At 52.7% G+C, this 14970-nt stretch carries 13 protein-coding genes; 3 read left to right on the top strand and 10 right to left on the bottom strand.

What is annotated here, in order from left to right:
- Nucleotides 1–2: 2 nt before the first annotated feature.
- From eno to Dform_RS04795, 5 genes are all read right to left on the bottom strand, one after another.
- Nucleotides 3–1283, bottom strand: a complete 1281-nt coding sequence (eno, locus tag Dform_RS04815) for a phosphopyruvate hydratase (RefSeq protein ID WP_076004007.1) — start codon at nt 1281–1283, stop codon at nt 3–5.
- A gap of 190 nt (nt 1284–1473) precedes the next feature.
- Nucleotides 1474–1902, bottom strand: a complete 429-nt coding sequence (locus tag Dform_RS04810; RefSeq protein WP_076004006.1) for a universal stress protein — start codon at nt 1900–1902, stop codon at nt 1474–1476.
- A gap of 54 nt (nt 1903–1956) precedes the next feature.
- Nucleotides 1957–3063 (bottom strand): FtsZ/tubulin family protein, encoded by a 1107-nt coding sequence (locus Dform_RS04805; protein ID WP_083635354.1) that lies wholly within the window; start codon nt 3061–3063, stop codon nt 1957–1959.
- A gap of 392 nt (nt 3064–3455) precedes the next feature.
- Complete coding sequence (locus tag Dform_RS04800) at nt 3456–3770, bottom strand: hypothetical protein (protein ID WP_076004005.1); 315 nt, start codon at nt 3768–3770, stop codon at nt 3456–3458.
- A 119-nt stretch (nt 3771–3889) separates the two neighbouring features.
- Nucleotides 3890–4561, bottom strand: a complete 672-nt coding sequence (locus tag Dform_RS04795; protein ID WP_076004004.1) for a LuxR C-terminal-related transcriptional regulator — start codon at nt 4559–4561, stop codon at nt 3890–3892.
- Between the two features lie 715 nt (nt 4562–5276).
- Here Dform_RS04795 and ligA point away from each other — a divergent pair.
- The 3 genes from ligA (at nt 5277) to Dform_RS04775 (ending at nt 9270) form a co-directional block, all read left to right on the top strand.
- The gene (gene ligA / locus Dform_RS04785; RefSeq protein WP_076004002.1) at nt 5277–7340 is read left to right on the top strand and encodes an NAD-dependent DNA ligase LigA; all 2064 of its coding nucleotides are present in this window, start codon (nt 5277–5279) and stop codon (nt 7338–7340) included.
- A complete protein-coding gene (gene pth / locus Dform_RS04780; protein WP_076004001.1) occupies nt 7337–7906 on the top strand; it encodes an aminoacyl-tRNA hydrolase in 570 nt (189 codons plus the stop codon). The genes ligA and pth overlap by 4 nt, the downstream gene beginning before the upstream one ends.
- 62 nt (nt 7907–7968) lie before the next feature.
- Complete coding sequence (locus Dform_RS04775; protein WP_076004000.1) at nt 7969–9270, top strand: DUF1015 domain-containing protein; 1302 nt, start codon at nt 7969–7971, stop codon at nt 9268–9270.
- On the opposite strand, the gene pdxT is transcribed toward Dform_RS04775, so the two are convergent.
- From pdxT to Dform_RS04750, 5 genes are read right to left on the bottom strand one after another with little or no spacing between them, the layout of a single operon-like run.
- On the bottom strand, nt 9267–9869 hold the full coding sequence (pdxT, locus tag Dform_RS04770; RefSeq protein ID WP_076003999.1) for a pyridoxal 5'-phosphate synthase glutaminase subunit PdxT: 603 nt from the start codon (nt 9867–9869) through the stop codon (nt 9267–9269). The two genes, Dform_RS04775 and pdxT, sit on opposite strands and share 4 nt — an antisense overlap.
- 13 nt (nt 9870–9882) lie before the next feature.
- Nucleotides 9883–11460, bottom strand: coding sequence for a phosphoglycerate dehydrogenase (gene serA / locus Dform_RS04765; protein WP_076003998.1), 1578 nt, complete (start codon nt 11458–11460; stop codon nt 9883–9885).
- Nucleotides 11461–11477: 17 nt separating this feature from the next.
- Complete coding sequence (locus Dform_RS04760) at nt 11478–12566, bottom strand: pyridoxal-phosphate-dependent aminotransferase family protein (RefSeq protein ID WP_076003997.1); 1089 nt, start codon at nt 12564–12566, stop codon at nt 11478–11480.
- 28 nt (nt 12567–12594) lie between these two features.
- Nucleotides 12595–13818 carry a tyrosine--tRNA ligase gene (gene tyrS, locus Dform_RS04755; RefSeq protein WP_076003996.1) on the bottom strand — a complete coding sequence of 408 codons (1224 nt, stop codon included), beginning with the start codon at nt 13816–13818 and terminating at the stop codon, nt 12595–12597.
- A complete protein-coding gene (locus Dform_RS04750; RefSeq protein ID WP_076003995.1) occupies nt 13818–14753 on the bottom strand; it encodes a bifunctional riboflavin kinase/FAD synthetase in 936 nt (311 codons plus the stop codon). The genes tyrS and Dform_RS04750 overlap by 1 nt, the downstream gene beginning before the upstream one ends.
- Nucleotides 14754–14970: the final 217 nt, after the last annotated feature.

Genomic DNA, 14970 nt, shown 5'->3' with positions numbered 1-14970 from the left:
CGCTAGTGTTGTTTGAAAGCCGCCATTCCCGCGTATTTCGCGGCGGCGCCCAACTCAGATTCGATCGCCAGCAGGCGGTTGTATTTGCACGTCCGCTCGCCGCGGCAGGGGGCTCCGGTTTTGATTTGGCCGGTTGCCAGGGCGACCGACAGGTCGGCGATGGTCGTGTCCTCGGTTTCGCCTGACCGGTGGCTGGCGATAGCCGTCCAACCGTTGTCGTGCGCCATCCTGATCGCGGCGATGGTTTCGGTGAGAGTGCCGATCTGATTCGGCTTGATCAGAATCGAATTGGACGACTTTTCGCAGATGCCTTTTTCCAGACGCCTGATATTGGTGACGTAGAGGTCGTCACCGACCAATTGCACTTTCTTGCCGATCCTTTGGTTCAGCAGTTTCCAACCGTTCCAGTCATCTTCAAACAATCCGTCCTCGATACTGATGATCGGGTAATCGGCAACCCATTTGGCGTAGAAGTCGATAAACTCTTCCGAAGAGAAGGTTTTACCTTCCCGTTCAAGAACGTAGACTCCGTCCTTGTAGAGTTCGGAAGCAGCGGGGTCAAGGGCGATAAAGCAATCTTTTCCCGGGGCGTAGCCGGCTTTTTCGATGGCCTTGACGATCAACTCGACCGCCTCGGCGTTGGACTTGAGCGAGGGCGCAAAACCGCCTTCATCTCCGACATTGGTGCCGTAGCCCTGTTTTTTCAACAGGGCTTTTAGGGCGTGATATATTTCGGAACCCATTCGCAGCGCGTCGGAAAAACTCGGAGCGCCGGCGGGTGCGATCATGAACTCCTGCAGGTCGGTCGAGTTGGTGGCGTGCCGTCCGCCGTTCAGGATATTAAGAAGCGGGACGGGCAGAGTATATCCTCCATCCGGATTAAGGTACCGGAACAGCGGCACCTTTTTGGAGTTGGCGGCAGCTCGGGCGGCGGCCAGCGAGACGGCGAGCATGGCGTTGGCGCCCAGGCGGCCTTTATTATCTGTGCCGTCCAGGGCGATCATCGTCTCGTCCAAGTCTTTTTGGGCGGTAGCTTCTTTTCCGTTCAGGGCTTTGGCAATTTCGGTATCGACATTCTTGACGGCGTTGAGGACGCCGTTGCCGTTGTAGCGTTGCGGGTTTTTGTCCCGCAGTTCGACAGCTTCATGAGTACCGGTGCTGGCGCCGGAAGGCACCGCCGCCCAACCGCTCGTCCCGTCTGACAGAACCACTGTGGCCGCCACTGTGGGATTGCCGCGTGAATCCAGGATTTCATGGCCCTTGACACTCGTTATCTTTGGCATGCGTATTCTCCGATCACACTAGTGTATTGAACAGGCAAAAAGGTGAGACAACCGGGTTTATTCGCGGGCGGATTATAGCATCGGGATTCGTTTGCGGGCAAAATACTGTGGCGTTATTTAGCCTAAGCTGAAAGCCGAAGAACCGAGGTTTCACTGCTAGGTGTTACACGAAAGTGGGGGTTTCGGTTTATCAACCTGATTTTATTATCATAAGAGGCACATTGGACTTGTGCAGGAGATGATCAGCGACACTTCCGCTAAGGAATTTAACCAAGCCACAATGGCCATGGGTTGCCAGCGCGATAAGGTCGTATCCTCCTTCTTCGGCGCAGTCCAATATTGATTCGCCAGCTTCGTTTGAACGGAAAACTGAATATTCGGCTTTTAGCCCTTTAGAGCGAAGCTCGGCTGCTTTCATCGCCAGATAACCAACTGCCTCATTCTCAAGCTTTTTTTGAAGATCGGGAGCGCGGAAATCTTGCGACTGCATAACTCCAAGTCCAACCGATTCAACGAGACATAATTGACTACCGAAGGCTTTGGCTTGAGCCTCAGCATAGGGCAAAATCTTTTCGGATTCTTTTGAACCATCAAGACATACCAGTATCTTATTAAACATAGCTGTTCCCCCGGTAATCGGTAAAATTAGTTTTCTCAATCCCGGGTATTAGTGTCATGCCACCTTTTGGACTTCGCTCGCTTTAGGCATTTCAGCCAATTGCTTGTCCATAGATGTAAAATACCCTTGGATTTTTTCGAAAGTCGGGAAACCAGATAGGACCGCCGTCACATCAACCAGTCCTTTTTCGACCGGATAATCGCCGTACCTGATAGGCGCTTCAGGAGCTATACTCTTCATAAACTCCCCGAGGTATTTGACGAGGTCAGTACCAATCTCCTTTTCAGGAGCAGAAACCAGATACATAGCCTTGGTTGCTTGCTTGGTATCACACTGAACCGAAAGTTCGCTGATGGCCTCCTCCATTGCCTTGCGGCCGCTGGTCGTCTCATCACCTTGCTTATCCCATGGCAAAGTAATCATCGGTATCAAGGTCTTGCCGTATCCAATAGTTGTCCATCCACTCAACATGCTCTGGACATCACTGGTTGATAACATACTGACGCCGATGTGCTGCCGCTTCTTTTCTTCACCTGCGCAAAGGAGCCCATAAAATGGCTCAACGATGGCACGGTTGATTTCGGAAATATTGGAACTCCAGGACAAACCTTTCTTCGCATACCGCTGGTTGTCGATGACGAAAACCGCGTCCATGTTCGCCTTGGAGTTAACCAGGCAATACGCAGTGTTCGTGACATTGATCTTTTCCAAAGATTCTTCATGCTCGAAGGGTAATACCTCAATTCCGTATACCGGGAGATCGCGGAACCTTTCCTTCAAGATTTCAGCGATAACCGGCATACACCCTGCGGCAGTACCACCGGCGGTAGCCCCAACCAGAAGAAAGGCATCGGATTCAGCAAATCGCTTGGATTGTCTGATTGCATCGATAACCTTGAATCCCTCATCGCGAGCAATTTGCGCCGCCACTTCGCTCTGTCTGCCCACTCCCCTGCCGCGGGTTTTATTTTCACCAATTACCAATCGGTTTTTTTGGGGCACTTGCGATAGCCCCCGGAGTGAAGAGGCGTCCGTGTCTACCACATAAACACCAGTCAGGATTTCCACTTTTCGAAAATCGTGAGCCCGTTTCTGTAGAGTGATAAAATCGTCGGCTAGACGGCCGCCGCACTGTCCTAAACCAATAACCATGAGTTTCATTTGACTGCCTCCTTATCGTTTTGAAGTAGATACGACTCTTTGGTTATTTCAAACCCAGGTGTCCAATTGCCTTCCTGTTAGACCGGTCCTCGTTGAGCATATTTCTCGCTCGGAAGTTCGGAGTTCGAATTCAATAATGAGAGTTGACCCACCAGGCGGGACCTCGCTTAAATATTCGCTAGCTTCAATGTCCTGGCTATTGCGGAAGTCACCGGGAAGCGAAGCGCGCTTGATCCCCAAGGCGCGGCGATGCGTCGAATAAAGAATCGACACGAGTTGATCCCGCGGGAGGCGCTGGGACACTTGCATGGATACCTGTTCCGGTTGCAATGGCGGCACAGCATATTTCGACCTCCTTTCCAACAATTGTTATCGCGTGCGACGATTTTTATTTATTCGATCTCCGGTCGTTTGCCGTTTGTTCTCATCAAACACAATCCAACGTCCTCATTTTCGGAATAGTCCAGCCGCCACCCGTTGAATTGTTTAAGTACCGCCGGCTCGACGAAGATTAACATTTCACCTACAAGGATGATCCTATCTGCCTCGGTGACCTTGTCCAGTTTTATTGTGAGCCCGTTTGGCGATTCTCGCCCCGCGGTTGGCAGGAGACGGAATCCGATACCTCTGTTGCGGCATCTTTCGGCCAGTATATCTTTCAGCTTACCAACAGCTTTTGGACTTACCGACAAAGTCACTGTGTCCATACGAATATTTTGCCTCCAATTCTGTTTGTTGCCTATTCCCCAAAAGGGGCATTTTGAAAAAACCGAAGGGATTACCTTTAAGTAATCCCTTCGGTTAGAGTATCAATATTTTCCCGCGACTAAAGGTGAGGCTTATCCTCTTGTCTTATCCATTCGTGGAGGACCGCATAAACCGACAATTGTTGCCTATTTTTCAGTTCGAGTTTCCCGAGCGTGTTTTTGACATGCATTTTCACGGTGTTTTCGGAAATGTAAAGTTCCGTTGCAATTTCACGATTCGTTTTACCGTGCGCGATCATCGTTGCCACCTCTCGCTCCCTTTGAGTGACTTCTTCTCCAGACGGGTGCTCTTCCATCATAGTTCGTGTGTTGAGGCTGTCGGTGAACTGTTGGGCAAATACGGGAGAGATGATGATACGCCCGCTTGAAATCAATTCAATAGACTTAACCAAATCTTCGGGAGAGATATTTTTTGAAAGATAGGCCCTGGCCCCAGCCTTCAGGCCAGAAAATCCGTCATTGATTTCTCCCTGTCTTTTAAGAATTGCGATTTTAGTTTCAGGACAATCCTCTGTCACGGATTTCACAAAAGAAGCAGTTTCTTCTCCAGTAAGTTCGTCTTCAACCAGGAGAACATCAGGGTGTATCCGCCTGCCTTCTTGCACGATCTCTTCAGATTTATGACACCGTGAAACCACCTGAATTTGTGGGTGCTCTGTCAAGATCTTCTCCAGGCCCTGGACGAAGACCTCTTCGCTATCGGCAATTACCACCTTTATTACGTCAGTCAATTAGCCTTAAACCTCCGTGATGGGATATATAGGCCGATGACTAATCATAAATCCGCGGGCAGACCAATTCAATATGGCAAAAGACTGTCTGCCGGCTTTTAATCCTGAATCTTGATTTACATAACAAAATAATCCACCAAAAACGTCACGAGCCGCTTGACAAACCCAGTGAACACTAGTGCTATAATGTCTAGTTCTCTTCGATTCCATATGCCTCTTTGTCTTTCTGAGCGTAGCGAAGAATCTCGGTGTTGCCCTCGAAACCGTGCATTCCCCGAAAGAGAAGCTCCCAGATTTTTCGCCGGTAATATTGGGACTCGGAATAACAAATTAGAAAGGTCTTCCTTCGCTCCCGAGTGGAAGAGGAAATGAAGGAGAGGTCCTTGGTAATGATCCTTGAATAAAACTCCGAGGCAAAAGGGGTTGGGTTGGGGGTACGGGCGAGCGGCTGCTCGCCCGCGCCTGGTTCCGGCATGAATTCCAAGCCGCTACAACCCCTCGAAATTGGTATTAGTAGAATGATTACTGAAAGCAAGATTGTCCGAGTTGTCCGGATTGTTTGAATTGTTTGTTCCAGACGACTGCGAGTATGAGTCGCAAAATCTCAAAGCTGAATAATGGAGTCGTTTCGGTGAATTTCATTATCAGGGCCCAAACAAATATCAAAGACAGGCAGACCTGACACTCAATCTCAATTGTGATATAAAGTAAACCGATGACCGATAATCTTCTGAAAGCCCAGGCGAGAGCGCAGGAACTCCGCCGCGAGATAGAACACCACAACTACCAGTATTACGTGCTGGACGCTCCCCAGATTTCCGACCAGGAATACGACGCTCTCCTCCGCGAACTTCAAAAGATCGAAACCGAATATCCTGCCCTGGTGACGCCCGACTCTCCGACCCAGCGGGTAGGAGCGGAGCCGCTGAAGGCCTTCGGCGTGGTCAAGCACCGCCGGCCGCTCCTTTCCCTGGGCAACGCTTTCACCAAGGACGAACTTCGGGAATGGGTCAAGAGAGTAACCAAACTATTGCCCGGCGAAGAACTGGAATTCGTCTGTGAACACAAGATGGACGGCCTGGCCATCGCTCTCACCTACGAAAACGGCCAGTTTACCGTCGGTGCCACCCGGGGCGACGGTGAAGAGGGCGAGAACGTCACCCAGAACCTGAAGACCATTCACAGCCTCCCGCTCAAGACCCATGACGGTTCCCCGGCTGCTTTCGAGGTCCGCGGCGAGGTCTTCTTACCTAAATCGGGCTTCGAGAAGATGAACAAGGAGAGAGAAAAAGAAGGACTGCCTCTCTTTGCCAATCCCCGCAACGCCGCCGCCGGTTCCTTGCGGCAGTTGGATCCCTCAGTTACCGCTAAGAGGCCGCTGGATTGTTTCCTGTACCAGCTTGGCTGGGTTGAAGGCACGGGGATGCCTGCAACCCATTGGGACACGCTGCAACTGATGAAAAAGTGGGGTTTCAAGCTAAATCCCAACAACAGGCAATGCGCCACCCTGGCCGAAATCGAAAACTATTACGATGAATGGTACGCCAAACGCGACGGCCTGCCTTACGAAGCCGACGGAATCGTGATCAAACTCAATTCGATCGATCAACAGAATACACTGGGTTCGGTTGGGCGGGAACCCAGATGGGCTATCGCTTTCAAATTCCCGGCGCACCAGGCGACCACCCAGCTCAAAGACATCGGCATCAGCGTCGGGCGCACCGGAACGCTCAATCCGTACGCCATTCTCGAACCGGTTTACGTGGGCGGCGTGGTCATCAAGCAGGCCACCCTCCACAACGAAGACGACATCCGCCGCAAAGACATCCGGCTTGGGGATACGGTCATCGTCCAGAGGGCCGGCGATGTTATTCCCCAGATCGTCGGTCCCGTGCTTGAAAAGCGTAAGGGCAACCCTCCAGTGTTCAGTATCGAAGAAAAGCTCAAGAGTAAAGACGGCAAATCGCGCTGCCCCGTCTGCGGTTCTGAGATATATCGCCCGAAGGGCGAGGTAATGTATTACTGCCCCAATTCAGCCTGTCCGGCGCAGGTCCAGGAGAACCTGGAACATTTCACCTCACGTCCGGCCATGGATATCCGGGGCGTGGGTGAAAAACTTTCGGCGGCCTTTCTTGCCGAAGGACTGGTCAACGACGTCGCCGATCTCTACGAGTTGAAACCTGATCAGTTGGCATCTCGTGAGGGCATGGGAGAGAAAAGCGCAGGCAATATCCTTGCCGCGATCGAAAAATCAAAGACCCGGCCGTTGGCCAACGTCATCTTCGCTCTCGGTATCCGCCACATCGGGGAAGAAAACGCGGCCTTACTCGCCAACCAGTTTGGTACTCTGAAAGCTTTGTCCGAGGCGACGCGGGATCAAATCGACGCCATTCCCGGCATCGGCGATAAAATCGTCGACAGCATCGTGGCCTACTTCCAGAACAAAACGAATGAAACAGTTGTCGAGCGCCTGAATTCGATCCTGAAAACCCCTCCCGTGGAGACGGCAAAAAAGACAGGGCCACTGGACGGGGAGGAGTTTGTGATAACCGGTATTTTGAAATCCATGAGCCGTGAGCAGGCGTGGGAGAGGATCCGTGCCGCTGGCGGCACAACCAAGCCGGATTTAACCAAAAACACCAGCTACCTTGTAGTAGGGGAAGACGCCGGATCCAAATTGGAAAAAGCACAGGCAAAAGGCATTCGAACCATATCTGAAGAAGAACTGTTGAAGATGCTCAATCCCCCCAGTTCCGGGCAGCCGAGGTTGTTTCAATGAGACTCATTATCGGGCTCGGCAATCCTGGCAGGGAGTATTCCGGTACCAGACATAATATTGGGTTCACCGTTTTAGGCGAACTGGCGCGCAGGCACGGCATCAACTTCGATAAGCGATGCTGCCATTCCCGTGCCGGGGAAGGCCGGATCGGTGAACACCAGGTCGTCCTGGCCAAGCCTCAAACTTATATGAACCTGTCCGGCGATTCTGTTGCCGCTTTGATGCGCAAGTTCAAGATCAAACCCAGTGAAATTCTGGTGGTTCACGATGATCTCGACCTGCCGCTCGGTAAGCTGCGAATACGTTCCAGCGGCAGCGCCGGGGGACATAACGGCCTGAAATCGATCATTGCATCCATCGGTTCAATGGATTTTGCCCGTATCAAAATCGGTATCGGAAGGCCGGAAACTGCTATGTCCGGTGGCAGGGATATAGTCGACCATGTATTATCTGGTTTCGATCCCTTGGATCGGAAAGTTGCCGAGGAAGCTGTTGATCGGGCTGCCGACGTGATCGAAGCCGTTCTCGAACTCGGCCTTGAGACCGCTATGAACCGCTTCAACTAGGTTGAACAACCGGTCACAATCGGGTAAACTTACGGCTTTCTTAAGGTTTAGAAAGGAACTCAATGGCTGATATTCGACCCTTTAAGGCTCTCCGCTACAACACGGCGACGGAAAATATGTCCGCGGTAATCTGCCCTCCATACGATGTGATCAGTCCGCAGCAGGAAGCGGCTCTCCTGGCAAACGATCCGCACAACTTCATCCGCATCGAATACGCTAAAACGATCCCCGGCGATGATGAAACCTGCAACCGTTACACCCGGGCCTTATCCCATCTTCAGAAGTGGCTGCGGGACGAGGTATTGAAGCAGGATGATAAACCCGCTTACTATCTTCACGAGCACACTTACACCTTCGGTGGGGAGAAAGTCATCAGGCGTGGGTTGTTCGCACGGGTTCGGCTGGAAGAATGGGATAAGATGATTGTTCGTCCCCACGAGCGGACCATGGCCGGACCGAAAAAAGACCGGATCAAACTCATCGGCACCCTGGAAGCTGACACCAGCCCGGTCTTCGGGTTGTACCAGGATGATGGCAGGTTCATCGGTTCCGTCCTGGACCAGGTGACCGCCTGGCCTGAAGCGATCGAATTTGCCGGTGAACCGGGAGAGTCTCATCGCCTGTGGGTCATCACCGATGTTGAAGCCGTGTCGGCTATCCAGCGCGCCTTCACCGAAAAACCGATCTACATCGCCGACGGCCACCACCGCTATGAGAGTTCGTTGGCTTACCGGAACGAACGGAATAACCTTGATCCAAAAATTCCGCCGGATGCGGCGGTTAATTTCGTGATGATGTCGCTCACTGACATGGCTGATCCCGGCTTGTTGATCCTGCCGACTCATCGCGTGATAAAAGGTCTGTCCAAAAACCTGCTCTATATCTTGCCGGAACGCCTCCGGGAGCATTTCAACGTCGAGACTTTGAAAGCCTCAAACGGCGGTTGGGAAAACCTGAAGACGCTGATGGCTGAGGATAGTTCGCGCTTCTTCATTTTTGGCTTGAGCGGCGACGATATTTTGAGCCTGACGGTGAAGAATCAGCCCAAAGTCGAAGGCTTTATGCCATCGGGCCATACGGCAACTTATCGCGGCATGGATGTCAGTGTCGTAGACCACGTTGTCCTGGAGGACATCCTCGGCATGAACGCCATGGACGAGGAGCGAGTGGCTTACGATCATGATATGGACTCGACCATTTCACGGGTCAAGTCGGGTGAGTTCCAATTCGCCTTTATCCTCAAACCAGTCAAGCCGGAAACGATCCAGGCAATTTCGGATGCCAAAGACAGGATGCCGCGCAAGAGCACGTACTTTTACCCCAAGTTGCCGTCGGGGATAGTGGTTTATCGGCTGCGCGACTAGGCGCGCTTCTGGGCCAGATAGGTCTCCGCCATTCCTATGAAGTAACGGTGAAACCTGTCGTCAAGCGATAGTTCCGGGTGGAAACTGGTGGCAAGGAGGTTACCCTGGCGGACGGCCACGATAGTTCCGTTACCGAGCCTGGCCATCACTTCCGCCGGAGGCAAAACGCTCTCGATAAGCGGCGCCCTGATGAAAACGGCGGGGAAGGGCTCGCAACCGAGGCCTGCTACGGGGAGCTTGACCTCGAAACTGTCTACCTGGCGCCCGAACGCGTTGCGGCGGACGGTCATCCGCATCAATCCCAGACTCACCGGCATATGTGGCCCGGCGTTGGTGACTTCATCCGCGAGAAGTATCGCTCCGGCGCAAGTGCCCCATACCGGCAGTCCCGCCGACGCCTTCGTTTTTACCGTCTCGTTTATACGATAGATATCGGCCAGTTTGAGCATGGTGGTACTTTCGCCACCGGGTATGATGAGCCCCGCGAGATCGTCGAGTTGATCGATCTTGCGAACCTCAACGGCTTCGATTTCCAGGCGCTGAAGGACGCCTATATGCTCGGCGAAAGCCCCCTGCATCGCTAAAACGCCGATTTTCATGCTTCGCCCCAGGCTATATCTTCACCAGTTTGACGGTCTGCACACCCTCGAGCGCCCGGATCTGTTTCATCCCGGCGTCAGGTAGAGCTTCATCGAGGGCAAGGATCATCAGCGCCTGGCCGCGCGGCTTAAGCCGTGAAAGATGCATGTAGCTGACGTTGACGTCATATTTTCCGGTGATGCTGCCGACCGCGCCGATGAGCCCAGGGCGGTCCCGGTGGTCAGCGAACAGGAAATAGCCGCCGGTGGGAACGATATCCAGGTAGTATTGATCGATGCGTACAATGTGGGTTTCACCCCGGGTAATCGTACCCGCGACGATGGTGCTGCCTTCGGTGGTGACCGCTTCAACGGTGATGATGCTGGCGTAATTGTCGCAGGCGCTTTCTTTCTGTTCGGTGATATTCATCCCCCGCCGGGCGGCGACGATGTCCGCGTTGACCATATTTACACGTTCTTCGGATATCTGCTCGAGGATGCCGCCGAGCACCAGGGCTTTCAGCGCCCGGCTGTCATAACCGGAGATTTCGCCGGAATACTTGATATTGACCGCTGTCATTTGTCCTTCGGCCAGTTGAGAAACAAGCTTGCCGACAGTGTTTGCTACTTTCAGGAACGGATTAATTACCGGCAGGGCTTCGATGGCGAAGAACGGGGCATTAACCGCGTAGCGGGCCGGAGCGCCGTTGAAGATATCGATCACCTGGTCGACAACATCCGATGTCGCCAGGTCTTGAGCTTCGATGGTTGAAGCGCCGAGGTGCGGCGTGACCACGATATTCTCGGCGGCGAAACAGACGTTATCGGTGCACGGCTCTTTGATGAATACGTCGATGGCTGCCCCGGCTAATTTCTTGGCGTTTACGGCGGCTACCAGTGCCTCTTCATCGATAAGACCGCCCCGCGCGGCGTTAACAATGCGGGCGGTGGGTTTCATCATTTCCAATTCTTTAGCGCCGACCATATTCTTGGTCTGTGCGGTAAGCGGTACGTGCAGGGTGATAAAATCGGCTTCCTTGTAGATTCTTTCCAGTGAAGCCAGTTCGATCTGCATGTTCTTGGCGCGTTCGGCTGAAACGAAAGGATCGTACCCAATCACTTTCATTTCGAAAGCCCGGGCCCGTTTGGCTACTTCAGAGCCGATGTTCCCCAGGCCGATAATGCCAAGCGTCTTGCCGCGAAGTTCGGTCCCTAGGAACTTGCCCCGCTCCCAAACGCCGCCTTTGAGGCAGGAATTGGCACGGGGAATATGCCGCGCCATGGATAGCATCAGGGCCAGGGTGTGTTCCGCGGCGGATATAGTATTCCCGGTTGGGGCGTTGACGACAATGATTCCGGCTTCAGTCGCGGCTTTTATGTCGATATTATCGACACCGACTCCGGCGCGGCCGATAACCTGCAGCTTTTTGCCTGCGCTGATGACATCGGCGGTAACCTGGGTCTGCGACCTGACGAGCAGGGCGTCATAACTACCGACGATAGCGATCAGTTCTTCCGGTTTGAGACCGGTTTTAACGTCAACTTCGGCGATAGCCTTGAGCCGTTCGACCCCGGCTGCTGAAAGAGCGTCCGCAACTAATACCTTTTTCATCGTCCTGAATATTCTCCTTATTTTACGAAACCGGCCTTCGGCAAAGCCACCTTAAGGCCATCAAAAACCGCCTGGATATCTTTTTCATTAACCATACCCAGATGACCGATGCGGAAGATCTTGCCTTCCAGAGGCCCTTGGCCGCCGGCCAAGACAATATCAAATTCTTCTTTCATGATCTTGTTCAATTTTTTGGCGTCGAGTCCGCGGTCGGCGACTACCGAGGTAACTGTGTTCGAGGCAAACTTTTCGTCGGCTAACAACGTTAGGCCCAGGGACTTGACTCCCTCACGCGTAAATTTGCCGATCCTCGCGTGCCTGGTAAAGATATTATTTATGCCTTCCTTAAGCATCATCTCCAGGGCAACCTGAAAGGCAAAAACCACCGACACGTTGGGTGTCCATGGCGTTTGGCCTTTCTCAAGCCCGGCTTTGGCCTTGCCAAGATCCCAATAGAATCGCGGCATTTTCGCCTGGGCGTATGCCTGCCAGCCGGTTTCAGAAACCGATATCATGGCCATACCCGGAGGAACCATCCAGCCTTTTTGAGAACCTGAAATGGCAACGTCGATGCCCAATTCGTCAACGGGGACATTGAGAGAACCGAGCGATGAGATGCAGTCAACCAGGAGTAGTTTTCCCGCGCCTTTTACGATCTTGCTGATGGCAGCCAGATCATTGGTGACGCCGGTGGAGGTTTCGTTATGAGTGACCAAAACCGCCTTGATTTGCGGGTTGGCGTCCAGGGCTTCCTTCATCAGGGCTGGATCGGCGGCTTTGCCGTGCTCAAAATTCAACGGTATGACGTTGGCACCAAAAGTTTGAGCAATCTTGGCGAAACGTTCGCCGAAAACACCGATAGCCACCCCCAGCACCGTATCCCCGGGTGAAAGCATGTTGACCACCGCCGCCTCTAGACCCGCGGTACCGGAGCCGGTTAAAAGCATCAGTTCGTTCTTGGTCTGAAAGACATGTTTCATTTTGACGGTGACGTCCTTGATGATCTCGGCGAACTCGCTGCCGCGGTGGTTGATCATCTGGCGTCCCATCGCTGCCAGGACTTCGGGAGGGCAGGGCGTGGGGCCGGGAATACGTAGGTTCTGCATCTGGAATCTCTCCTTCAAAAAAATGGGTCTATGAAGCGCTGATAATATCGGTATTGATGATACGGGCAAATTTCCGCTTGCCGGCTTTTAAAACGCAACCGCTCGTGATTCGAGCCTTTTCCGAGGTGACCTTTTCGCCCTCAAGTGATACGCCGCCCTGCTGGATCAACCTTTTGGCTTCTCCCTTGCTGGCTGCCAACCCGGTAGCCACCATCAGGCACGGCAGGTCGATATCCTCGCAATCGCCGGATTTCATGGCTTCGAATGAAACTTTGCATTCGCTGATTTCTTCCGGCATCTCCCGGCGTTGATGGACTCGCTCGAACGCTATCTCGGCGTCGGCGGCTTCAGACTGGTTGTACAGTTGGTTGATTATCTCCCTGGCCAACCGCTTTTTAAGTAGCATCGGGTTGGTGCGGCCGCTTTCGATATCTCTTTCGAAGTGGCGCAGTTCTTCATCGGTAACGTCGGTTAACAGATCGAAATATTGGATAATGAGGTCATCGCCAATGGACATGACCTTACCAAATATGTTTTCCGGGGATTCAGCCACCCCGATATAGTTGCCCAGGCTCTTGGACATCTTCTTGGTGCCGTCGGTGCCAGTGAGGATCGGGGTGAGGAAGACTTGCTGGGCCGGCTGGCCGATCATTGATTGGAGTTCGCGACCAACCAGAAGGTTGAATTTCTGATCGTTGCCACCGAACTCGACATCCGCCTTAACCATAACGGAGTCATAGGCCTGGAGTAGCGGGTACAAAAATTCGGTGATGGTGATCGGCCGGTTGGACTCAAAACGTTTCTTGAAATCTTCTCGGGCCAGCATCTGAGCGATAGTAAACCGGCTGGTCAATTTGATGACATCGGCCAGAGTAAACTTGCCGAACCACTCGCTTTGCCAGCGGACTTCGGTTTTTGACCTGTCGACGATTTTGAAAAACTGCTGCATATAGGTCTCGGCGTTAACTTTGACCTGCTCGGCTGTCAGCATCGGTCGGGTGACCGAAGCTCCGGTGGGATCGCCTATCTGCGCCGTCCAGTCGCCAACGATGAGAACAACCTGGAGACCCAGTTCCTGCAATTGTCTCAGTTTCCGTAGCCCGACCATGTGTCCAAGGTGGATATCGGTCGAACTGGGATCGAATCCTTCCTTGAGCCGCAAGGTTTTGCCGGAATCTAGCAGCTTGCGCAGTTCTTGTTCGTCGATAATTTCGCTAACTGCTCTTTTAAGAATGAAATCTAAATCAGCCATCAAACGCAACCCGTCTTTTTCAATAGCTCTTTGGCGTTTTCAATGTCGCCGGCAATCTGAGACAGCAATTCTGCGGCGCTGGAGAATTTCTTTTCAGGTCGGATCTGCTCTATTATAGCAATTTCAAGAGAACGGCCGTAAAGGTCGCCGTTGAAATTCAAAAGATGAGTCTCGATGGTCCGATGCCCTCCGCCGAACGTCGGCCTGGTCCCGATATTTGTAATGGACGGCATGGATTTTCCTTCTAAACAGGCGATGGTGGCATAAACCCCATCCGCAGGGAGTGCCTGGTCCAGCGGGACCTTGATGTTGGCCGTAGGGATGCCTATTGTTGCGCCACGTCCTTCGCCCTTCACCACCGGACCCTCAAGACTGAAATACCTTCCTAAAAAATCGTGAACCTTTGCCATATCGCTCTCGGCCATTGCCTTACGGATGAGCGTGCTTGAAACTTTCTGGCCGTTTTTCAGCAGCGGCGGTACCACGGTGACGCCAAAGCCGAGTCTTGCCCCGATCGTTTTGATCGATTCGATATTCCCTTCCCGTCCCTTACCCAGGGCGAAGTCGGGGCCGATCACCAATTGCGTTAGCTTAAGTCGCTTTACCAGCAGCGAAAGAAATTCCTCCGCGGAAACCGATGCCAATTCTTTAGTAAAGGTTAAAACAATAATCGCATCGATGCCGGTTTCCCTGAGAAGGCCAGTCCGTTGTTCGAGGCTGGTGAGGTGGGGCAGTTCTTCGTGTTTGCCAAGAACCCGGCGCGGATGTCCCGCAAATGTGACAACTGCCGGAAGAAGATCGTTTCTTTTGGCTTGCCGCAGCGTTTCGGTTATCAAAGCCTGGTGGCCGAGGTGAACACCGTCAAAGACGCCGATGGTCAATGCCGTCGGTCGGTCCGGCCTAAATGCCGCGAGTTCTTTTTCCAGTTGTGTCACAGTTTTAATAAATTAAAAAGGGGATCATCATCCCCTTGAGCAACTGCGTTTAAGTTGCCCCATAGTATCACTGGGAAACGGTATCCGTCAATCGTTTTGGGGCGTGTTCCCGTTCGAAAGGTGTCGATCAGATCTTGAACCTGACCCATGTTGACAGGCCGGTAACATTGGTATATACTGAGTGGTTGTTAATTATGCCTCTAAAGCAATTCCATTA

It is taken from the genome of Dehalogenimonas formicexedens (assembly GCF_001953175.1).
GTDB lineage: Bacteria > Chloroflexota > Dehalococcoidia > Dehalococcoidales > Dehalococcoidaceae > Dehalogenimonas > Dehalogenimonas formicexedens.
Note: the sequence above shows the minus strand (reverse complement) of the source record. Positions and strands in the feature narration are given on the sequence as shown.